Source organism: Parabacteroides hominis (assembly GCF_014287585.1).
Lineage (GTDB): Bacteria > Bacteroidota > Bacteroidia > Bacteroidales > Tannerellaceae > Parabacteroides > Parabacteroides hominis.
Genome location: NZ_JACOOJ010000041.1, coordinates 26,797 through 48,380 on the forward strand (window position 1 = coordinate 26,797; position 21,584 = coordinate 48,380).

Annotated in this window: 15 protein-coding genes; 8 read left to right on the forward strand and 7 right to left on the reverse strand. The window is 48.8% G+C overall.

Annotated features, from left to right (window positions below; translation table 11 throughout):
• Positions 1–8: 8 nt before the first annotated feature.
• The 3 genes from gnd to pgl are packed head-to-tail and all read left to right on the forward strand — an operon-like array spanning position 9 to position 3,791.
• The gene (gene gnd, locus H8S65_RS17635) at positions 9–1,502 is read left to right on the forward strand and encodes a decarboxylating NADP(+)-dependent phosphogluconate dehydrogenase (protein WP_186931177.1); all 1,494 of its coding nucleotides are present in this window, start codon (positions 9–11) and stop codon (positions 1,500–1,502) included.
• 46 nt (positions 1,503–1,548) lie between these two features.
• Entirely contained in the window at positions 1,549–3,015 is a 1,467-nt protein-coding gene (gene zwf, locus H8S65_RS17640; protein WP_186931178.1) for a glucose-6-phosphate dehydrogenase, read from the forward strand.
• A gap of 50 nt (positions 3,016–3,065) precedes the next feature.
• Entirely contained in the window at positions 3,066–3,791 is a 726-nt protein-coding gene (gene pgl / locus H8S65_RS17645; RefSeq protein WP_186931179.1) for a 6-phosphogluconolactonase, read from the forward strand.
• Here the strand turns inward: pgl and H8S65_RS17650 are convergent.
• From H8S65_RS17650 to H8S65_RS17675, 6 genes are all read right to left on the reverse strand, one after another.
• Positions 3,752–4,660 carry a DUF368 domain-containing protein gene (locus tag H8S65_RS17650; protein WP_186931180.1) on the reverse strand — a complete coding sequence of 303 codons (909 nt, stop codon included), beginning with the start codon at positions 4,658–4,660 and terminating at the stop codon, positions 3,752–3,754. The two genes, pgl and H8S65_RS17650, sit on opposite strands and share 40 nt — an antisense overlap.
• Before the next feature lie 2 nt (positions 4,661–4,662).
• Positions 4,663–6,105, reverse strand: a complete 1,443-nt coding sequence (locus H8S65_RS17655) for a tetratricopeptide repeat protein (protein WP_186931181.1) — start codon at positions 6,103–6,105, stop codon at positions 4,663–4,665.
• A gap of 9 nt (positions 6,106–6,114) precedes the next feature.
• Entirely contained in the window at positions 6,115–7,860 is a 1,746-nt protein-coding gene (locus tag H8S65_RS17660; RefSeq protein WP_186931182.1) for a glutamine--tRNA ligase/YqeY domain fusion protein, read from the reverse strand.
• A 100-nt stretch (positions 7,861–7,960) separates the two neighbouring features.
• On the reverse strand, positions 7,961–9,214 hold the full coding sequence (locus H8S65_RS17665) for an Nramp family divalent metal transporter (protein WP_186931183.1): 1,254 nt from the start codon (positions 9,212–9,214) through the stop codon (positions 7,961–7,963).
• A 121-nt stretch (positions 9,215–9,335) separates the two neighbouring features.
• Positions 9,336–10,652, reverse strand: a complete 1,317-nt coding sequence (locus H8S65_RS17670) for a sensor histidine kinase (RefSeq protein WP_186931184.1) — start codon at positions 10,650–10,652, stop codon at positions 9,336–9,338.
• Positions 10,652–12,007, reverse strand: a complete 1,356-nt coding sequence (locus H8S65_RS17675; RefSeq protein WP_186931185.1) for a sigma-54-dependent transcriptional regulator — start codon at positions 12,005–12,007, stop codon at positions 10,652–10,654. Before H8S65_RS17675 ends, H8S65_RS17670 begins: the two co-directional genes overlap by 1 nt.
• Before the next feature lie 331 nt (positions 12,008–12,338).
• On the opposite strand from H8S65_RS17675, the gene H8S65_RS17680 reads away from it, so the two are divergent.
• The 3 genes from H8S65_RS17680 (at position 12,339) to H8S65_RS17690 (ending at position 16,442) form a co-directional block, all read left to right on the forward strand.
• Complete coding sequence (locus H8S65_RS17680) at positions 12,339–13,673, forward strand: TolC family protein (protein WP_186931186.1); 1,335 nt, start codon at positions 12,339–12,341, stop codon at positions 13,671–13,673.
• Between the two features lie 49 nt (positions 13,674–13,722).
• Positions 13,723–14,973, forward strand: a complete 1,251-nt coding sequence (locus H8S65_RS17685; protein ID WP_186931187.1) for an efflux RND transporter periplasmic adaptor subunit — start codon at positions 13,723–13,725, stop codon at positions 14,971–14,973.
• Between the two features lie 227 nt (positions 14,974–15,200).
• Positions 15,201–16,442, forward strand: a complete 1,242-nt coding sequence (locus tag H8S65_RS17690) for a serpin family protein (protein WP_186931188.1) — start codon at positions 15,201–15,203, stop codon at positions 16,440–16,442.
• A gap of 8 nt (positions 16,443–16,450) precedes the next feature.
• Here H8S65_RS17690 and H8S65_RS17695 read toward each other — a convergent pair whose 3' ends face one another.
• Positions 16,451–17,401 (reverse strand): NAD(P)H-dependent flavin oxidoreductase, encoded by a 951-nt coding sequence (locus H8S65_RS17695; protein ID WP_186931189.1) that lies wholly within the window; start codon positions 17,399–17,401, stop codon positions 16,451–16,453.
• Between the two features lie 171 nt (positions 17,402–17,572).
• Between H8S65_RS17695 and H8S65_RS17700 the strand changes: the two genes are divergently transcribed.
• Positions 17,573–19,072 carry a sulfatase-like hydrolase/transferase gene (locus H8S65_RS17700; protein WP_186931191.1) on the forward strand — a complete coding sequence of 500 codons (1,500 nt, stop codon included), beginning with the start codon at positions 17,573–17,575 and terminating at the stop codon, positions 19,070–19,072.
• A 46-nt stretch (positions 19,073–19,118) separates the two neighbouring features.
• On the forward strand, positions 19,119–21,239 hold the full coding sequence (locus tag H8S65_RS17705) for a M3 family metallopeptidase (RefSeq protein ID WP_186931190.1): 2,121 nt from the start codon (positions 19,119–19,121) through the stop codon (positions 21,237–21,239).
• Positions 21,240–21,584: the final 345 nt, after the last annotated feature.

Here is a 21,584-nt window from a genome sequence, read left to right on the forward strand (position 1 = left end):
ACTGAAATATGAAAGCAGATATAGGATTGATCGGGCTCGCCGTGATGGGCGAGAACCTGGCGCTCAATATGGAAAACAAAGGCTTCACGGTTGCCGTATATAACCGGAGCGCACCAGGCGAAGAGGGCGTCGTAGACCGTTTTGTCAATGGCCGGGGCAAAGGCAAACACTTTATCGGAACGCATTCTATCGAACAATTGGTCGACTCGGTGAAAAGTCCCCACGTCATTATGATGATGGTCAAGGCAGGGCGTCCCGTAGACGAGCTGATCTCGCAACTGCTCCCTTTCCTTTCGCCGGGCGATGTGATTATCGACGGAGGCAATTCTGATTTCCATGACACGGAACGCCGTGTGAAGGAGTTGGAGGAGAAAGGGATCTATTTCGTCGGGACCGGAATTTCGGGAGGCGAAGAAGGAGCCTTGCACGGCCCGTCCGTGATGCCCGGAGGTTCGGTGGAAGCCTGGCCGCTGGTGAAAGACATCTTGCAGGGGATTTCCGCCAAGTTGGACGACGGTTCGCCTTGCTGCGAATGGATCGGAGCGGGTGGAGCAGGCCATTTTGTGAAGATGGTGCACAACGGCATCGAATATGGCGATATGCAGCTTATTTCCGAAGCCTATTCGCTGTTGAAAAACCGGAAAGGATTGGACAACGATGCGATGGCTGTCGTTTTCGATGAATGGAACGGGGGGGAACTAAATAGTTTCCTGATCGAGATAACCGCCAATATCCTGCGTTTCCGCGACGAAGACGGAAAACCGTTGCTCGACAAGATACTGGATGTCGCCGGACAGAAAGGAACCGGTAAATGGAGCGCGATTGCGGCAATGGACGAGAATGATCCGCTGACGCTGATTACGGAAGCGGTTTATGCCCGCCTGCTCTCGGCTTTGTATCCGGAACGGGTAAAGGCTGCAAGCCTTTACAGTGGAAAGTTGAAAGTTGAAAGTGGAAAGTTATCAGACGACTCTCAACTTTCAACTTTCAACTTTCAACTTTCAATTGACGACGTCCGTCAGGCGCTATACGCAGCCAAGCTGGTTTCCTATGCACAAGGATTCTCCTTGCTTCGCCGTGCTTCCGAGCATTATGGCTGGGATTTGGATTACGGGACGATTGCCCGCATCTGGCGTAAGGGATGTATCATCCGTTCCGTCTTCCTGCAAAAGATTACGGATGCGTATAAAGAGAATCCGGGATTGGAAAACCTGCTCTTCGATGCCTTTTTCCAGGACAAGATACAAGCCGCTCTTCCCGCCTGGCGCCGGATAGTGGCCGAAGGCGCGCTGAGTGGTGTCGCCCTGCCTGCCATGAGTTCGGCCCTAAGCTATTTCGACGGGCTGCGCACACTGCATTCGGCTGCGAATATGATTCAGGCGCAACGCGATTATTTCGGAGCCCATACCTACGAACGTACCGATCGCGAACGCGGCCATTTCTTCCATACCAATTGGACCGGGGAAGGAGGAAACACGGTTTCGGGCACGTATAGCGTCTGATTCCATCGTTTCGGAAAGTTCCGACATCATTAAATTTTAAAAGCAAATGAAAACAGCAAGCAATCAATTATTAGTCATATTCGGAGCTTCCGGCGACCTGACGGGGCGGAAACTCCTGCCCTCGCTCTATGAACTGCACGTTCGGGGCTTATTGCCGGAGCGCTTCTGTATCTTGGGGGCGGCCCGTACGGAATATTCCGACGATGAATACCGCGCCTTCGAAAAGGTGCATATCCGGGAATCCCTGAAAAACAAAGAGGTGGACGAAGCCGAACTGGACAGCTTCCTTCGCCGTGTCTTTTACCTTGCGTTCGATTCGACTGATTCCGCCGAATACCATAAACTGAAAGATCGTATCCACCAGTTACAGCAAGAACAGCAGTTGCCGGACAAGATCATTTATTATCTTGCTACACCGCCGGTGATGTATGAACTGATTCCGACCTGCCTGAAAGAAAACGGGATGAATGTTGCCGGAAGCGAGGATGGCTGGCGCCGCGTGATCGTGGAGAAGCCTTTCGGAACGAGCCTCGAATCGGCCGAGCGGTTGAACAAGCATCTCATCCATATCTTCGATGAGAAGGAAATTTACCGTATCGACCATTATTTAGGAAAAGAGACGGTGCAGAACATCCTGGTGCTCCGTTTCTCCAACGGTATATTCGAACCGTTGTGGAATCGTAATTATATCGACTCGATCGAGATCAGCGCCTCGGAAACGCTTGGCGTAGAGAATCGCGGGAAGTATTATGACGGGGCGGGCGCCTTGCGCGACATGATCCAGAACCACCTGATGCAACTGATGGCCTTTACGGCGATGGAGTCGCCTTCGGTGTTCGACCCGGAGCCGATCCGCGACGAGATCGTGAAGGTGTTCCGCGCTTTGCGTCCGTATAAGACGCACGATATGGACAACCTGATTGTGCGTGGCCAGTACGACGGCTATCGGGAAGAGAAGAATGTGGCGCCTGACTCCACCACGGAGACTTACGTCGCTATGAAAATGTTTATCGATAACTGGCGTTGGAGCGATGTCCCCTTTTATATCTTTACCGGAAAGAAATTGCCGGAAAAGAGTTCTGAGATCGTGGTGAACTTCAAGTCCACTCCTCATCAGTTGTTCGCCGGACAATGTTCGGGAGGCTCCTGTAACAAACTGATTATCCGTATCCAGCCGAACGAGAGTATCACGCTGAAGTTCGGCCTGAAGATGCCGGGAGCCGGTTTCACAGTGAAGCAGGTGGGTATGGATTTCCGCTATGATTCGCTTTCGAAGAACTATCTGCCCGATGCCTATGAGCGCCTGTTGCTCGATGCCATGTTAGGCGATTCGACTTTGTATGCGCGTAGCGATGCTTTGGAGGCAAGCTGGCGACTGATCGACCCGATCCTCCATCACTGGAAAGAAGAGGGTGCAAAGAACCTGTTCTTCTACGCTCCCGGTGAAGACGGCCCGATTGAAAAGGCCAAGTTGGGGATGGTTCCGAAAGATTGTCCTTGCCAAAGTTGTTGATTCCGTTACCTTTTGGATCAAGCCAAAAGTAACATATAATTTAGTTGATTATGATAATAGAGAATTTTAAAGACGATAAAGACGCCCTCCGGGCAATGACCGGGGAGCTTGTCCGGCATATGGACCGGAAAGATGACGGACTGCCTTTCAACCTCGCCTTGTCGGGAGGAGGAACGGCACAGAAGATGTTCGCTCTTTGGGTGGATGAATATAAAGACGAGATCGACTGGGATGCGATCCGTTTCTTTTGGGTGGATGAACGATGTGTTCCGCCAACCGACCCGGACAGCAATTATGGACATGCAAACGAGCTTTTGTTCAAGCCGCTGCATATACCTGCCGACCATGTGCACCGCATTCACGGCGAAGTGGAGCCGGGAACGGAAGCGATGCGCTATTCGCGTGTCGTGAAGGAGTATCTGCCCCGGCACGGGCAATTGCCCTATTTCGATTGTATCATCCTGGGTATCGGAGGCGATGCGCATACCGCGTCGATCTTCCCAGATACTTTGCCGCTATTGACGGACAGCCGTAATTACGCCGTTTCGCAACATCCCGAATCCCATCAGTTCCGCATCACGATGACTGGCCCGCTGATCCTGAACGATTCACCGTTGCTGGTCCCGGTCCTGGGGCCGGGAAAGAAAGAGATGCTCGAAGAACTGAAAAAAGGCTATTCGGCTACTAATCCTACGCCTGCCGCCTATATCCTTTCCCATGCGGTAGAAGCGTATGTTTATTCGGCGGTCTTCATCGATAGCTTTTCCAGGAAGTAGACGATGGCGTAGCCTAAGATCATCAGGGCGACAGCCTCCCAAACAAGCTGGTTAGGCATGATGTTGGCTTCGACTAATGGTTTTACAATGCCATGGCTGTCCGTATAGGTCTCGATCGTTTCTTTCCAAGGCCAGACCTTGTTCAGCGAACCTAACATGAAGCCTGCCAGTACGGAGATCGTGATGTCATGGAACCGGCGAAGGGCGAACGAAAGCACACGGGAGAAACTGGTGATACCGATTGCCGCGCCGCAGATAAACACCAGCATCACGGGAATATTGAATGTCTTTACCGCCTCCATGATATAGAAATACTTGCCTAACAGCACCAGAATGAAACTTCCCGATATGCCCGGCAGGATCATGGCACAGATGGCTATCGCCCCGCAAAGGAAGATAAAGAACAGGTTGGAAGGCGTTTCGGCTGGCGTTGCGACCGTTATGTAGAACGCTATGACGATCCCGACGATATAACTCAGGATCGTTTTCCAATCCCATCTCTTGATATCTTTGGAAACGAACCAGGTGGAAGCCAGTACCAGTCCGAAGAAGAAGGACCAGACTAAGATCGGGTGGTCGGTCAGCAGCCAGGTGATGACTTTTGCCAACGAGAAGATACTGATCCCGATCCCTGTGACGATGGATAGCAGGAAGTTGGCATTGATCGCTTTCCAGAATGCCGCGATCTTTCCGGTAAAGAGCAGTTTGAGGCTGGCTCCGTTAATACTTTTGATCGAGTCGATCAACTCTTCATAGATTCCAACAATGAAGGCGATGGTTCCGCCTGAAACGCCCGGCACAACGTCTGCCGCTCCCATACCCATGCCTTTTAGAACTAAGAGGCCGTAGTCTTTTAGATTTCTTTTCATGCTTAATTATTGTTATCCTTATTATTGAGGAATTCTTTCGTCAGGTCTTCCGGCGGAATATGTTTGCTGCCGATGTGCTCGACCATCCCTTGATAATTGAGTCCGGCATCTTTCAGATAATCGGCCAATTCTTCGGGGGAAGTCTGCTTGTAATGTTCGCCGAAATGCTTCATATCTCCCTTTGCCAGATATGCCATTGCCATATGAAGGTGCATATAAGGCATTTCCGGATTGGCTTCCAACACCTTCTTATAGTATTGCAAGGCTTTGTCGATATCTCCTTTCATAAACAAATACTGTCCGGCGCGGTACAAGCTCTCGAAGTCTTCCTGCTGCTTATCTTCCACCTGGTCGAGGGCGGTGAAGAGGCGTTCGGTTACTTCCATGGCATTATGCTCGTCTCCGTTTTCCAGATAGGTCAGAGCCAGCAAGGAAAGGATGCGGATATTTTTCGGGAATAACCTGGAAGCTTTCATCAAAGCATCGGAGGCTTCTTCGTCATGCCCTGTTTCGACGCAACAACGGATATAGTTGATATACGTACTTGAATCTTCCTGCGGGCTATTTTGCTCAAGCTGTTCTTTCAGTAATGCATAAGCCTTTTCGTAGTCTTCCAGCTTAACATAACATTCGGCAAGCAGGGGTGTGATGCGAATACGGGTCTCGTCGGTCGTTGCAATATCGTTATACACTTCGATCGCCTTCTCGTAATTTTCGTTCATGTACAGGCAATAAGCCTTCAGTATCTTCAACTCTTCGTCCGAGTCGTCACACGTGAGGGCAAAGTCGAATGCTTCGATCGCTTTTTCATAGTCTCCGTTGATGGAATAGAGGCGGCCCAATGTGAACCAGTAGTCGTTGGAGTAAGGGTTCTTGTCGATCAGTTCGTTACAAACCTCGATCGCTTTTTTTATATCGCCCTCTATTTCCAGGTTGTAGCAAAGCTCGTCTTTCAGGATCAGGTTGTCCGGGAAGAGCATAAGGCCGCGATTGATGAAATCGTGTGCCTCCTTAGTCATCTCCACATCTCCTAAGATCGGTGCGATATATTCGAATATCGTTTCTAAATATTCGCATTTATCGGCGATGAGTTTTTCTACATGTTCGATTACTTTGTCGTACGAATCCTGCATGGCGTAACATTCGAGACGCAGCATGTCGAGATCCTGATTGTCGGTTTCTGCTATCGATTCGATCAGGACGAGCGCACTCTCATAGTCTTCGTTGTAGACGTACGACTTGCATTGTCTGATCTGCAAATCGGGATTACCGGGATGAAGCCGCAGCCCTAAGGCCAGGACTTCATCATAGTAAGTATAATCATCAGATTCTTCAAAACTGTCCAACAGTTCGTCAATCTCATCGGCATCGAAATAGGCATCCTTGCCTTCCTGATGGCCGGACAGATAACGCTGTAGCAGGCGTGAAATATCTTTTTTCTTCATATTGGCACATTATTTATCTTTCACCTTGCTCCAGGTATCTTTCAGGGATACTGTGCGGTTGAAAACTAATTTGTCGGCTGTAGAATCTTTATCTACATTGAAATAGCCGATACGTTGGAACTGCAGGTAGTCGAGCGGCTTGGCGTCTGCCAGGAACTTTTCGACGTAGCAATTTGTCAACACTTTCAGGGAGTCAGGGTTGATGATTTCTTTCATCGCTTCCAAAGGCGAACAGTTCTTTGCTTCGCGGATAGCCGCCATCTCATCGCGCGGGTTCTCGGCTTTCCACAGGCGGTCGTACAGGCGTACTTCTGCCGGCAGGCAGTGTGCGCAACTCAACCAGTGGAGCGTACCTTTGACTTTCCGGTTGCTGTCGGGCATGCCGCTCTTGGTGTTCGGGTCATATTCGCAATAGATTTCTGTGATCTCGCCGTTCTTGTCTTGATTGCACCCCGTGCATTTCACGATATATGCATTTTTCAGGCGTACTTCCTGACCTGGCGTCATACGGAAGAACTTTTTCGGAGCGTCTATCATGAAGTCTTCCCGTTCGATCCACAACTCACGGCTGAATTCGATCGTATGGCTGCCTGCCGACGGATCTTCCGGATTGTTGATCGCCTCCATCTCTTCCACCTGTCCTTCAGGATAGTTGGTGATGACGAGCTTGACCGGGTTCAGCACGGCCGATACACGGGTTGCGCGGGTGTTGAGGTCTTCGCGGACGGCACTTTCTAACAGCGCAAATTCGTTCAGCGCGTCGTAGGTGGTGTAGCCGATCTTGTCGATGAACTTATGGATCGCTTCCGGTGAATAGCCGCGACGGCGGAAACCGCAGATTGTCGGCATGCGCGGATCGTCCCAGTCATGCACCAAGCCTTCTTTGACGAGGATCAGCAGGTTACGCTTGCTCATCAGCGTGTAGCTCAGGTTCAGTTTGTTGAACTCTGTCTGGCGCGGACGGTTGTCGTCGAGATCCTTACCCTCTTTCAGCCAGTCGATGAACAGGTCGTACAAGGGACGGTGCACGACAAACTCAAGCGTACACAGCGAATGAGTGACACCTTCGAAGAAGTCGCTCTGCCCGTGTGCAAAGTCGTACATCGGGTATGCTTTCCACTTGTCACCGGTACGGTGGTGCGGAGTCTTGACGATGCGGTAGATGATCGGGTCGCGGAAGTGCATGTTCGGGTTTGCCATGTCGATCTTGGCACGCAAAACCATCGAACCTTCTTCCAGTTCGCCGCTGTTCATCTTGTGGAACAGCTCCAGGTTTTCTTCGACCGGGCGGTCACGATAGGGGCTGTTTGTGCCCGGCTGTGTCGGCGTCCCTTTCTGGGAAGCGATCTGTTCGGACGTCTGCTCGTCGATGTATGCTTTTCCTTCCTTGATCAACTGGATGGCGAAGTCCCAGAGTTGCTGGAAGTAGTCGGATGCGTAGTAAATATTATCCCAGTGGTAACCCAGCCATTCGATGTCTTCTTTGATGGCGTCCACATATTCCAGGTCTTCTTTTACCGGGTTGGTATCGTCGAAGCGCAGGTTGCAAACGCCCCCATATTTTTGGGCAATGCCGAAATCCAGGCAGATAGCTTTGGCATGCCCGATATGCAGGTATCCGTTGGGTTCGGGTGGAAAACGGGTCTGCACACGCCCCTTGTTTTTACCTTCCGCCAAATCTTTTTCCACCATTGCTTCGATGAAATTCAAGCTTTTTTTGCTTTCTTCCGGTTCGTTTGTTTTGATATCGCTCATTTTTGTAGTTGGATGTTTTCTGTTCAAAGTCTGCAAAGATAGTAAAATGCAGGCCGGAATGCAACTGTTTTCAGTATTTTCTTTTGTCGGGGTTATTGCATTAAATTAGGCTTATCAGAAGTGCGACGTTTAAGAAGGTCACAAGTGCCCCTAAAGTGACTAAAATGATCGTTGTGGATCGTGAATTCACAAATTTGCCCATCACTTTTTTACTGGATGTCAGATAAACTTGTGTGAAAACGGTGACAGGTAACTGTACGCTCAGCAACATTTGCGAGTAAATTAAGCCTTTGAACGGATCGCCTACGACAAAAATAATGAGTAAAGCGGGGATAAATGACAACAAGACTCCTAATTTGGAGTGAAGGTCTTTGTGGTTGTATGCTTCACCATAGAACCCAGCAAAGATGGAGGCTCCGGCTATTCCGGAGGTGATCGTGGAGGAAATGCCTGCCAGCAGGAGCGCACCGGCGAATATGACGCCTGCATTGTTTCCGACCAGCGGGACTAATAGTTGTTGTGCTTGGTCCAGCTCGTCTACCGCAATATTCTGTTTGAAGAAGGTGGCGGCTGCCAGTATGATCATGGCCGAGTTGATCGCCCAGCCGATAACCATAGACAGGAGCGTGTCGTAGAACTCATATTTCAATTGCTTTTTGATCACCGGCTCGTCTTCGAGGTTCCATTCTCGGCTCTGTATGACTTCCGAGTGGAGAAACAGGTTGTGGGGCATGACAACGGCTCCTAACACGCTCATGATGATCAGCATGGAGTTTTCCGGGAAAGTCGGTTTGATCCATCCTTCGATGGCAGTTCCCCACTGCACGTCCACGAGTGCCAGTTCATAGAGGAAAGAGAGGCCGATGATCGAAACGAACATGATGATCCAGCGTTCTATCTTGCTGTATGTATTGGTAAACAGCATTCCGAGACAGACAACCGTCACGATGACGGCTCCGACTTTGATCGGCATCCCGAACAGCATCCGGAGAGCGATGGCGCCTCCCAACACCTCGGCAAGCGAGGTCGAAATGCTGGCCAGCATGGCGGAGATCAGGATAGGGCGGCTCAGGGCGCGGGGCATGTATTTGTTGGTTGCCTCCGAAAGACAAAGTCCGGTTACGATCCCTAAGTGGGCAACGTTGTGCTGGATGATAATCAACATGATGGAAGAAAAGGTGACGACCCAGAGCAGGGCATAACCGAATTCGGAACCGGCAGCCAGATTGGTAGCCCAGTTTCCCGGATCGATGAAGCCTACGGTTACAAGTAATCCCGGTCCGATATATTTCAGCAGATCCAGAGCGCCGGCACTCGGACGGTGGTTGATTTTGAGTTTGTCTAATATATTCATATTAATAGTTTATGTTATTGTTTATTTGTCCAAAGATATAAAATATTAGGCGGTAGAAATGTTTATGATAATTGATAATTTTTATCGGCTGATCTGTTTTATCTTTATAATTGTCAATTTATCAAGGGAATGTCAATACGAATGTCGTCCGTTTGGCTGCCGGCGCACTCTTCAGGGCGATACTGCCTCCCGAAAGGCGCATGATCTGGCGGGAGATGGAAAGCCCGATACCGCTGCCGCCCTCTTTGGTGGTGAAGAACGGGACGAAAATGTGTTCGGCCTCTTCCTGCGGGATCACAGGCCCGTTGTTGCTGACCTCGATCAGGACGGCTTCTTCCTCGTTGCAATAGGCATTGACCTCGATCAATCCGTTTTCCTGTTCGCTGCCGATCGCTTGCATGGCGTTCTTAAGCAGGTTCAGGACTACTTGCGAGATCAGGTTCTCGTCTGCATAGACGATCAGGTCGGAAGGCTCTACGCTGACAGTGATCGTGATGTTGGGGAAATTGGTGTGATGGCGGGCTAACTTCACCATGCGCTCCACGAATTTCTGGACATAGAAGAGCGTAGGTTCCGGTGTCGGGATATGCGTGAATTTGCGGTAAGACTCAACGAAAGAAATTAAGCTCTTTCCTGTCGTGCTGATTACTTCCAGGCCGTTGCGTATCTCGTCGTCCGCATTCTGATGCAAGGAGAGAAGCGTGTCGCTGAGGGAAGTGATGGGCGTGACGGAATTCATGATCTCGTGCGTCAGTACGCGCGTCAGGCGTATCCAGGAATCGATTTCCTTGTCGTCCAACTCGCTGTTGATATCGTTGATAGCCAGGATGCGCACATGTTTCTCCTGCAGCGTCATTTCCGAAACGCGGATCGAAAGGTGCACGTTGCCGCGTTCGTTGGCAAAGGATATCTGGTGCTTGTCGCCCGGCTGTATGTTTTGTATGATGGTTTTCAGGTTCTCGTCTATGCGGGCAAGCTGGCGCACGTTCGTGAAAACGGTCAGTCCGAGCAGCCGCAAAGCTTCGTTGTTCGTCTGGTAGATCACGCCGTTGTCATCGAGCACGATGATGCCGGTATTGACGCAGTTCATGATCAGCTCGTAGTATTTCTCTTTCTGGACGGCATCCGCCTTGGCCTGGAAAAGAATCTGCGTGATGCGGTTGAGCGATTCGCTGACCAGTTTGTCGTTCGACGAGCGTCCGCGTGTCGCATACTGGAAAGCATAGTCGCTGTTGTCGATCGCGTCGAACATAAAAGCGACCTTCTGTGCATTTCGCTTATCGGACAACAGGATAAGCCGGAGGAAAAAGAGCCATGCGGCCAAGATCGGAACAAACCATATCCATTCCTGCCGAAGGGCAAAATAAGTATCGGCTATTGTCAAGAGAATGAAAACAGCTATGCGGAGATAAAAATTATGATAGCATCCTTTCAGCATTACAGTTCGTATCGTTTGATCTTATTATAGAGCGTCTGGCGGGAAATCCCCAACTGGCTTGCGACGAGCGACAAATTGCCGCTGTACTTGTCCATTGCATTTTTAATCATATTATACTCCATCTCTTCCAGCGTTGTCGCTTCTTTTACAGCCGCTTCCTTTTTAGTCCGTGGAAAATCGAAATCGTTGCCGTCCAACACATTCTCTTCGGCAATGATCACGGCTTTCTCGATCGTGTGTTCAAGCTCCCGGATATTTCCGAACCAGGGTTGCGCTTTCAGTTTCTCTTTGGCGTCCGGACTGAGGCGCATGGCGGCTTTCCCGTAGATATTGGCATATTTGGAAAGGAATATTTCGGTAAGGGGAACAATGTCTTCCGGCCGTTCCCTGAGAGGCGGTATTTCCACATGGATCGTGTTGATACGGTAGAGCAGGTCCTCGCGGAAATCCCCTTTCTGTACCATTTCCTGCAGATCACGGTTGGTTGCACAAATCAGGCGGATGTTGACCGGGATAGGCGTATTGCTTCCCACACGGACAATGCTGCGGCGTTGCAGGACAGTCAGCAGTTTAGCCTGCAAATGATAAGAAAGGTTCCCGATCTCGTCAAGGAACAGCGTGCCGTTGTCGGCGACCTCGAATTTTCCCGGACGGTCTGCCCGCGCATCGGTAAATGCGCCTTTGACGTGTCCGAACAGCTCGCTTTCGAAAAGTGTTTCCGTGATGGCTCCCATATCGACCGGGACCAATGTTTCCTTCTTCCGGTTGGAAAGCATATGGATCTCGCGGGCGAGCATCTCCTTGCCGGTCCCGTTCTCGCCGGTCACCAAAATGTTGGCGTCCGTCCGGGCGACTTTTTCGATCAGGGAACGGAGTTGCTGCATGGCGTTGCTTTCGCCCCAGAACATTCCGCTCTCTTTGGAAACGACGAGCTTATTGTCTGCGAGCGCAATGCCTTTGCGGTTTGCCGTCCGGATATTATAGGCCGTTTTCAATGTTTCCAGCAGCTTGGCGTTATCCCAGGGCTTGACCACGAAATCGGTCGCTCCTTCCTTGATGCCCCGCACGGCAAGGTCGATATCCGCGTAGGCCGTGAAAAGAACGACCTGTATCGAAGCATCTTCCTTCTTTATTTCCGAAAGCCAGAACAGCCCTTCGTTGCCGGTATTGATACCGGCACTGAAATTCATGTCCAATAGAACCACATCTATGTTTTCGTCGTGCAGAGTGGCTTTTATTTTATTAGGAGTAGAGATGGTAATCACCTTCTCGAAGCAAGTGCCTAACAGCATCTGTACGGCGGTGAGGATTCCTTTGTTATCGTCTACAATTAGTATTGTGCCTTGTTTTGTCATGTATGGTTTATACGTTTTTAATAAATACCTATAGCATAGTCGTGATTTGTTTCTCCAATGCCTGCTTGATAAAAGCATTTATGTATTTAAGTTTCTGCAAATGTAACTACAAAATAGTTGCAATCCAAAAACAGCCGATGGGAATGTATGATCTGTATTGAAAAGTTTCGACTCCTGCCTGAAAACGATTTCCATTGTCCAATTCTTTTACAGCAGTGTCTAATTTTTTGACACTCGGTAAAAAAGTGGGTTTTGTTAATTTGTTGTGATATAATGTTTTGGCTATTTTGGCACGTTCTTTGCTTTTTATCAGGTAGAAAATAATATAGCAATGAAAAAGATCATATTTACAACAGTACTTTCTTTTACCTTAGCTGCCTCGGTAATGGCGCAGGATAAAATATGGAGTTTGGACGAGTGTATGCGCTATGCGGTGGAGAATAGCCCGAAGGTGAAGCAGCAGCTTTATGCCAATAATACGTATAAAGCCGAACAGCAGTCTGCCATAGCCTCTTTTTTACCCTCTATCAGTACGAATGTGGATGCTCAGTATCGGTTTGGACGTTCTGTGGACCCGGAAACGAATACCTATGTAAACACTTCCACCTTTAATAACGGTTATGGGGCCTATGCTTCCTTGCCGCTTTTCAGAGGCGGACAGCTGATTAACCAATGGCGGCTGGCAAATGTGAACCGCCACATGGGCCGAAATGATTTGCAGAAGCAGAAAGATGATTTGGCAATCAGCATTATGGATGCATTTATTACGGTTGTCTATTATCAAGGGTTGGTAAAAATGTGTTCCGATAAGTTAGAGGATAGCCAGCGTCTTTTATACAAGACACGTCGCCAGGAAGAGTTAGGTCTGAAAGGAAAAGCAGATGTCGCCCAGATTGAATCGCAGGTCGCCGGCGATGATTATAATCTGACGCATCAGCAGAACCTTTATAATACGGCGATGATGACCTTAAAGAATGCGATGAACTATCCTTCGGATTTGACGCTCGATGTCGATACGGTCGTTCCTCAGGTGCAGGATATATTGGCCGAGGAATCTGTCAGTGCCATCCAGGATTATGCTATGGCAAACAATCCGACCGCTCTGCAAGCAGAGTTCCAGTTGAAGACCAGCCGGATGAATTATCTGATAACAAAAGGCAAATTACTTCCGAGCCTTTCCGTGGAAGCCGGCATCACGACCAGTTATTTTGAAAACCTGAAATCGGAAAACGCTCCTACGGCTTTTAAAAACCAGTTTAAGAATAACCGTGGAGAATATATTTATTTTAGTTTTAGTTTTCCTTTGTTTGACGGCCTCTCACGGATTACCAGTCTGCGCCGTGCCCGCAATAATGTCCGGATCGCTTATGAAAAGCAAACCGAAACACTTCGCCAGTTGCAGAAAGATGTAGAGCAGGCCGTTCTCGATAGAGAAGGCTATGCTAAAGAAACGATCCAGATGGAGAAAAAAGTAAAAGCCGATGCTTTGGCCTATCAGGTTACTCTGCGTAAATTTGAGGAAGGATTGATGAGCCCGCTTGATGTACAGACAAACGCGACGACTTTGTTGAACTCAAAGGCTGATCTTCTACAGAGACGTTTGCTGTATATGATGAAATGCCGTCAGGTTGATTATTATAAAGGGCAACCGTTGATTGGGAATTAAGAATTAAGAATTAAAAATTAAGAGTTGAAAAATAAAAAAATATACAATCATGGATATACAGTTAGAAAAAAAGAAAGGTCTTCAGAAGAAGCATATTCCTTATGTAGCAGGTGGCGCTTTTTTCCTGGTTTTGGTAGGATGGATCGTTTTCGGTGATCACGCTTCGACATTGAAAGTGGATGCCCGCGGTGTCAATATAGGGAATGTGACGAAAGAACAGTTTAACGATTTCGTTCGTGTGAATGGTCAGGTTCAACCTATTACGGTTGTGCAGCTCAGTCCTGAAGAAGGCGGTATCGTACAGGAGAAAGTCGTAGAGGAAGGTGCACAGGTGAAGAAAGGGGATGTGATCATCCGTCTTTCCAACTCAAACCTCGACCTGCAGATTCTGGACGCCGAAGCCCAGTTGGCGGAAAAGCAGAACTTCCTTCGTAATACGCAGGTGACGATGGAGCAGGACAAGTTGAACAATCAGTTGGAAAAAGCGCAGTTGGATGTCGATATGACGCGCTACCGCCGCGCTTACAACCAGCAGAAAAAGTTGTATGAGGAAAACCTGATTGCAAAGGAAGAATTCCTGAAAGCAAAAGAAGATTATGAACTGGCAAGTAAGAAATATGACCTGGTCGTGGAACGTTTGCGTCAGGATTCGATTTCCCGCACGATCCAGATGGACGAAATGGAAACCAGCTTGTTCAATATGCGTAAAAACATTGCTTTGGTGCATGAACGCAAGGAGCATTTGAATGTACGTTCGCAGATCGACGGTGAATTGGGGTTGCTGGATGTCGTGCTGGGACAGAATGTGTCGGCCGGACAGAAGATCGGGCAGATAAACGACTTGTCGGACTATAAGATCGAAGCTCTTATCGACGAACATTATATCGACCGCGTGAAAAAAGGATTGTCCGCGACATTCGAACGCCAAGGGGCTGACTTTGAATTGAATGTACGCAAAGTCTATCCGGAAGTACGCGACGGCAAGTTCCGTACGGATTTCGTCTTCACCGGCGAACGTCCGGACAATATCCGCAGCGGACAGACCTATTACATTAACCTCGAACTCGGACAGCCGACGGAAAGCATCATCATCCCGCGCGGAACCTTCTTCCAGAGCACAGGCGGCAGCTGGATATTCGTTCTTGACAAAGACGGCAAGAAAGCATATCGTCGCAAGATCAAGATCGGTCGCCAGAACCCGCAATATTACGAAGTGATCGACGGTCTCGAAGCCGGTGAGAAAGTAATCGTTTCCAGCTATGAGAGCTATAAGGACAACGAGGTGCTGGTATTGGAATAACAGGGACCGGGAATATGATTTGCCTTACGATAAATCCCCCTGGTTCAAACATGCAGTTGTGGATGTCCGGATAAATACGCATTAATAAGTAAATGATTGGAAAAAGCCTTGTAAGATCGTGCAAGGCTTTTTTCTTTTTACCCTTAATTTTTCCGGATGTTGATGCAAGGTTTCTTTTCGCCTTGCATTTATTGTATATAAACGATAATTAAACAACGAAAAGAATCATGAAAAAACTTGTTTTTGCTTTGCTTGCACTTTGTGCATTCGCTTCTTGTGATAATGGTGACGATATTCCCCGTAAGAAAGACCGCACGGATATTCCGTTGACGAAATCTGAACAGGCTTTGGCCGATGCCGGAAATGACTTTGCTTTCTCTCTGTTCCGCCGGGTTAGCAGCAGCCATGCACAACCGTCGAATATTATCTTGTCGCCGATCAGCGTAAACTATATGATGTCCATGCTGAACAACGGAGCAACCGGTAAAACAGCGGAAGAAATCTCCCGTGTACTGGGTTTCGGGGATTCCAAGCCGGAGGAAATAAACGCGTATAACCAGAAAATGATCGTTGCCTCGGCAGACCTCGATCCACAGGTAACGGTGCATACGGCAAACTCTATTTGGGTAAGGGACGGTATTAACATTTTGCCGGCTTTCCGGGAAAGCAATGAATCCTATTATAAGGCATCCGTGCGCAATCTGGATTTTTCCAAGCCGGATGCGTTGAAGCAGATCAACGGCTGGACTTCCAAGAATACGGATGGCAGGATTCCTGAGATTTTGGACAAGGTCAATCCGAATGCCTGTATCTATCTGCTGAATGCAATTGCCTTTCGGGGCGAATGGAGCACGCCTTTCGAGAAAAGCGATACGAATAAAGATATTTTCACGGACGCACAAGGGCGTGAACAGGAGGTGCAGATGATGAATGCTTCTTTCCAAGGAATTGTTTGCGAACATGAGAAATTCAGGATGCTGTCTCGCTCGTATGGCAACGGCGCTTTTTCCATGTCGATCCTGTTGCCGGACGAGGGAGTGACAAATGCCGAAGTGATCGCCTTGCTGAATGTCCAATCCTGGAAACAGCTTCCGCAGAACCGGAATGGTTATCAGATACATTTGAAACTTCCCCGGTTCGCTGCCTCTTACGATATTAATCTCAATGATGTGTTGCAGTCGTTAGGGATCGTTTCCGCATTTTCTTCCGATGCTGCTGATTTTTCCAAATTGAGCACGACACGGATTTTCTTGTCACGCGCTCTGCAAAAAGCCCGTATCGAGGTCGACGAAGAAGGGACAAAAGCCGAAACGGTAACACTGGGCGAGGGATGGGCTTCTTCCCCCGGACCCAGACCGGAAATGCAGAAGATGGATTTCTTCGTGAACCGTCCGTTCATCTACCTGATAAGCGAATACAGCACAGGAGCGATCTATTTCATAGGAGAAGTGAATCAGATTAAGTTCTGACCTTTTGGTTACTTTTGGCTTGATCCAAAAGTAACCGCTTGATATCCTTTGCGGAAATCTTCTATAATCTCCTTTATGACTTCTTCCGCTGTCTGCATTTCCCGGAATAAGGAAGCGACTTGTCCGATCTCCAGTTCTCCCTCCTTCAGGTCGCCTTCGAAAATGCCTTTCTTGGCACGGCCTTTTCCTAACAATTCTTTCATTTCCTCGACGGAAGCGCCACGTGCTTCGGCTTCTTCTACCGCTGTCGTGAAACCTCCTTTTACCAGGCGGGTGGGAGAGAGCTTCTTCAGTAGGAGCTTCGTGTCGCCTTCGTTCAGGTTGAGGCATAATTGTTTGAAATTCTCATGTGCAGAGCTCTCTTTTGTCAAGGCGAAACGAGTACCGATCTGGACACCTTCGGCCCCAAGAGCGAAAGTTGCCAGCATGGCGCTGCCTGTTCCGATGCCTCCGGCAGCCATCAAGGGGAGAGACGTGGCGCGGCGCACGGCGGGGATCAGGCAGAGAGTCGTGGTCTCTTCGCGACCGTTATGTCCGCCGGCTTCAAAACCTTCGGCGACTACGGCATCGACACCTGCCTGTTCACATTTGACGGCAAATTTGGAACTACTGACGACATGGGCGACTTTTATCCCGTGTTCTTTCAGGAATCCCGTCCATGTTTTGGGGTTGCCGGCAGAGGTGAAAACGATCTTTACGTGTTCCTCCACTAAGATATTCATCAATGCATCGATCTCCGGATACATCAAAGGAACGTTTACGCCAAAAGGTTTGTCGGTGGCTGCCTGGCATTTGCGGATATGTTCGCGTAAAACTTCCGGATGCATGGAGCCTGCACCGATCAATCCGAGGCCGCCTGCATGACTGACTGCCGAGGCCAGCCTCCAACCGCTGCACCAAACCATGCCTCCTTGTATAATAGGGTATTGAATACCGAAGAGTTGACAAATTCTATTCATATTCATCTAATAGTTTAATTCATTCGTACCAACCGCAATATTAGTGAAAAATATGCAACCGTATTTCATTACTATCACTATATTTGCGGATAATCACAAGTTTTAAGTTAAAGCGAATATCGTCTAACGCACAAAATAAATTAGCAAATGAAACACTATTCTTTTCCTTTAATGGGAGTAATGGGAGCTTTCTCCCTGCCGGTTTTGGCACAAACTTCACCTCAGAAGCCTAACGTAGTCGTGATTGTTGCCGATGATCTGGGATATGGAGACCTGAGTTGCTACGGGGCGACAGCCATCAATACGCCGGGCATGGACCGGATCGGCAATGAAGGCTTGCGTTTTACGCAGGGCTACTGTACGGCTGCGACTTCGACGCCGAGCCGCTATTCCCTGTTGACCGGCCTTTATCCGTGGACAAATACCGAGGCGAAGATTCTGCCGGGAAACGCCGCCCTGATTATCAACACGCAGCAGGTGACTTTGCCGAAAGTGATGAAACAAGCCGGTTATGTGACCGGCTCCGTAGGCAAATGGCATTTGGGCTTAGGTGACGGAGGAGTGGACTGGAACAAGGCGGTCTATCCTGGGGCGAAAGAGGTCGGATATGACTATTCGTTTATCCAGGCGGCTACCAATGACAGGGTTCCCTGTATCTTTATCGAAAACGGGAAAGGGGTCGGTTTGCAACCGGATGATCCTTTGTATGTCAGCTATCGGGAAAACTTCCCCGGCGAACCGACCGGAAAGGATAACCCCGAACTGCTCCGTATGCACCCCAGCGTAGGGCATGCCGGTTCTATCGTGAACGGCGTTCCCCGCATCGGTTTCCAGAAAGGCGGTAAGGCGGCACAATGGAAAGATGAAGATATGGCGGAGCTTTTCCTCGAAAAGGCAAAAGGCTTCATGCAGGCGAATAAGGACAAACCTTTCTTCCTGTACTACGGATTGCACCAGCCGCATGTGCCTCGCGTGCCGAATCAGAAGTTTGCAGGCAAGTCGGGCATGGGGCCGCGTGGGGATGTTATCCTGGAAGCGGACTGGTGCGTGACGGAGTTCCTGAAAGAGATGGATCGCCTCGGCCTGACCGAGAATACGCTGGTGGTTTTTACGAGCGATAACGGGCCTGTCCTGGATGATGGCTATCAGGACCGGGCGGTAGAGTTGGTCGGAGATCATAAGATTGCCGGACCGTACCGCGGTGGCAAGACAAGTATGTACGACGGGGGAACCTGCGTCCCTTTCATGCTTCGCTGGCCGGCAGCGGTCAAGCCGGCTGTTTCGGATGCATTGGTTTGCCAGATGGACTTGCTGGCTTCACTGGCGGCGTTGACGGGACAGAGCTATCCGGATAAGACCGATAGCCAGAACACATTGCCGGTCTTTTTAGGAAATAGCGATCAGGGACGCCGCGAACTGGTGATAGAAGGTTACTACAACTATGCTTTCCGCCAGGGCGACTGGGTGATGATCCCGCCTTATCCCGATTATTATGGCGATAAGGAAGAGGCTGATTTTGTAGGTCTGAGCGATTGCTATCAATTATATAATGTAAAGGATGATCCGGGGCAGCGCAATAATCTGGCAACGAAGGAATCGCGCCGTCTTCGCCAGATGATGATGCGTTTTGAACAATTGAAAAGAGAGACTGGCAAAAAGACTAATTTTTAGTTTAATTACATACCTTTGCGGTCATAACAAATTAATAATTACAAACATGAACAAAACACTTATGGCTGCCGGACTGGCAGTTGTTTTAGGAGCATGTAACTCATCAAAGAAAAGCGATGTGGCTGATACTGACGCCATGAATCCTTTCTTTACCGAGTACACGACACCGTTCGGCGTTCCTCCCTTTGAACAAATCAAAGTGGAACACTACAAACCTGCCTTCCTGAAAGGTATGGAGGAACAAACGGCGGAAGTAGAGGCGATCGTAAACAATCCCGATGAAGCTACTTTCGAGAATACGATTGTTGCATTGGATAAGAGCGGGGAATTGCTGATGAAGGTGGCATACGCTTTCAGCGGCCAGGCAAGCGTCAACACGAATGACGAGATCCAGGAACTCGAACAGGAGCTATCTCCGTTGCTCTCCAAGCATTCGGATGATATCAGCCTGAATCCGAAACTTTTTGCCCGCGTGAAATCCGTCTATGAGAATCAGGCAAAGTTGAACTTGGACAAGGAACAAAAGAAACTGCTCGAAGAAACTTATAAAGGATTCGTCCGGGGCGGTGCTAATCTCGATGCGGATAAGCAGGCCGAGCTTCGTAAACTGAACGAGCAGATCTCCATGTTGGAACTGACTTTCGGACAAAATTCGTTGAAAGAGACAAATGCTTTCCAGCTCGTAGTCGATAAGAAGGAAGACCTGTCCGGCCTGCCCGAAACATTGATTGCAGCCGCAGCCGCAACGGCTAAAGAAGCCGGAATGGAAGGAAAGTGGGTTTTCACGTTGCATAATCCGAGTGTGATACCTTTCTTGCAATATGCCGACAATCGTGCCTTGCGTGAGAAAATCTATAATGCCTATGTTTGTCGCGGTAATAACAACAATGCAAACGACAATAAGGACGTAATCAAGAAGCTGGTTGCTGCTCGTTTGGAAAAAGCCAAATTGTTAGGTTATGAAGATTTTGCCGCATACGTGCTGGAAGAAAACATGGCGAAGAACGAAAAGAATGTCTACGATTTGTTGAACAAAATCTGGACTCCCGCTCTCGTAAAAGCCAAAGAAGAACTGGCGGATATCAACGCCGAGATCAAGAAAGAGGGCGGTGATTTCGAGGCGGAAGCCTGGGATTGGCGTTATTATTTCGAAAAGGCCAAGAAAGCTAAGTTCGATCTGGATGAGAACGAGGTCCGCCCGTATCTGGAACTGAACAATGTACGGGAAGGCGCTTTCTATGTGGCGAACAAACTGTACGGTATCACTTTTACTCCGTTGCAGAACATGCCGCTTCCCGATCCGGATGCTCAGGTTTTCGAATGTAAGGACAAGGACGGTACGTCTTTAGGCATACTGTATATGGACTTCTTTACCCGTCCGGGAAAGAGTGGCGGTGCTTGGTGCGGCGGTTATCGCGACCAGACGTATAAGGATGGCAAGCGCGTGGCTCCGGTTGTGACGACTGTGTTCAACTTCAGCAAACCGGCAGACGGACAGCCTGCCTTGTTGAGTGCTGACGAAGCAGAAACCGTTTTCCACGAATTCGGACATGCCTTGAACGGGCTTTTTGCCGATGTGCATTATAATGGAGTGGCTGGTGTTCCACGCGATTTCGTGGAACTCCCTTCGCAGATGATGGAACACTGGGTGTTCGAACCGGAAGTATTGAAAGTCTATGCCAAACATCATGAAACAGGCGAAGTGATCCCGCAGGCGATTGTCGATAAGATCGTGAAGAGTGGAAAATATGGACAAGGTTTTGCGACAACCGAATATGTGGCTTCTTCTTTGTTGGATATGGACTATCATGTTTTGAAGGAGATTCCGGCTGATTTGGATATAGAGAAGTTCGAATCGAATGCCATGTACGGTCGCGGCTTGTTGAAACAGATCGCTCCCCGTTATTGGGGAACCTATTTCGGACATACGATGGAAGGCGGTTACACGGCCGGCTACTACAGCTATATCTGGGCTGAAGTGCTGGATTGCGATGCTTTCGAAGCGTTCAAGGAAACAGGTGATATCTTCAATCCCGAAGTGGCTGCCAAGTTCCGTACCTGCGTCTTGTCGCCGGGCGGCATCGACGAAGGCATGGTCATGTACAAGAACTTCCGGGGCAAAGAGCCGAGTATCGATCCGCTATTGCGCAATCGCGGATTGAAATAAGAATAAAACTCTGTTTAGGGCAAAAGCCTTTGTTTTCCATAGCGAAAACAGAGGCTTTTTTTATTGCTGCCGGACAGGGTTGCCCGGCAGCAAAACATAGAGAGTGATTTGAAAAAACTACAATATCCCCCTTGAAATATGAATATCAGCATAAGCTTTTGATATTTAGTGATATGCCGGAAAAAGATGTTTGTTAAAAAATATTATCATTGCGGGTAATTTGAATGGGTCTTGTTCACATTTGCTGCCTTATACACAAATCATCATTCTTTTGAGAAGTTCTATGCTTGCTCGTCCATAACACATTCTTTTAATCATCTTTAATTTGTTGACAAATCCTTCGGT

Coding starts and splice junctions, on each gene's coding strand:
- gnd (WP_186931177.1), top strand. CDS start 9: ATGAAAGCAGATATAGGATTGATCGGGCTCGCCGTGATGGGCGAGAAC.
- zwf (WP_186931178.1), top strand. CDS start 1,549: ATGAAAACAGCAAGCAATCAATTATTAGTCATATTCGGAGCTTCCGGC.
- pgl (WP_186931179.1), top strand. CDS start 3,066: ATGATAATAGAGAATTTTAAAGACGATAAAGACGCCCTCCGGGCAATG.
- H8S65_RS17650 (WP_186931180.1), bottom strand. CDS start 4,660: ATGAAAAGAAATCTAAAAGACTACGGCCTCTTAGTTCTAAAAGGCATG.
- H8S65_RS17655 (WP_186931181.1), bottom strand. CDS start 6,105: ATGAAGAAAAAAGATATTTCACGCCTGCTACAGCGTTATCTGTCCGGC.
- H8S65_RS17660 (WP_186931182.1), bottom strand. CDS start 7,860: ATGAGCGATATCAAAACAAACGAACCGGAAGAAAGCAAAAAAAGCTTG.
- H8S65_RS17665 (WP_186931183.1), bottom strand. CDS start 9,214: ATGAATATATTAGACAAACTCAAAATCAACCACCGTCCGAGTGCCGGC.
- H8S65_RS17670 (WP_186931184.1), bottom strand. CDS start 10,652: ATGCTGAAAGGATGCTATCATAATTTTTATCTCCGCATAGCTGTTTTC.
- H8S65_RS17675 (WP_186931185.1), bottom strand. CDS start 12,007: ATGACAAAACAAGGCACAATACTAATTGTAGACGATAACAAAGGAATC.
- H8S65_RS17680 (WP_186931186.1), top strand. CDS start 12,339: ATGAAAAAGATCATATTTACAACAGTACTTTCTTTTACCTTAGCTGCC.
- H8S65_RS17685 (WP_186931187.1), top strand. CDS start 13,723: ATGGATATACAGTTAGAAAAAAAGAAAGGTCTTCAGAAGAAGCATATT.
- H8S65_RS17690 (WP_186931188.1), top strand. CDS start 15,201: ATGAAAAAACTTGTTTTTGCTTTGCTTGCACTTTGTGCATTCGCTTCT.
- H8S65_RS17695 (WP_186931189.1), bottom strand. CDS start 17,401: ATGAATAGAATTTGTCAACTCTTCGGTATTCAATACCCTATTATACAA.
- H8S65_RS17700 (WP_186931191.1), top strand. CDS start 17,573: ATGGGAGTAATGGGAGCTTTCTCCCTGCCGGTTTTGGCACAAACTTCA.
- H8S65_RS17705 (WP_186931190.1), top strand. CDS start 19,119: ATGAACAAAACACTTATGGCTGCCGGACTGGCAGTTGTTTTAGGAGCA.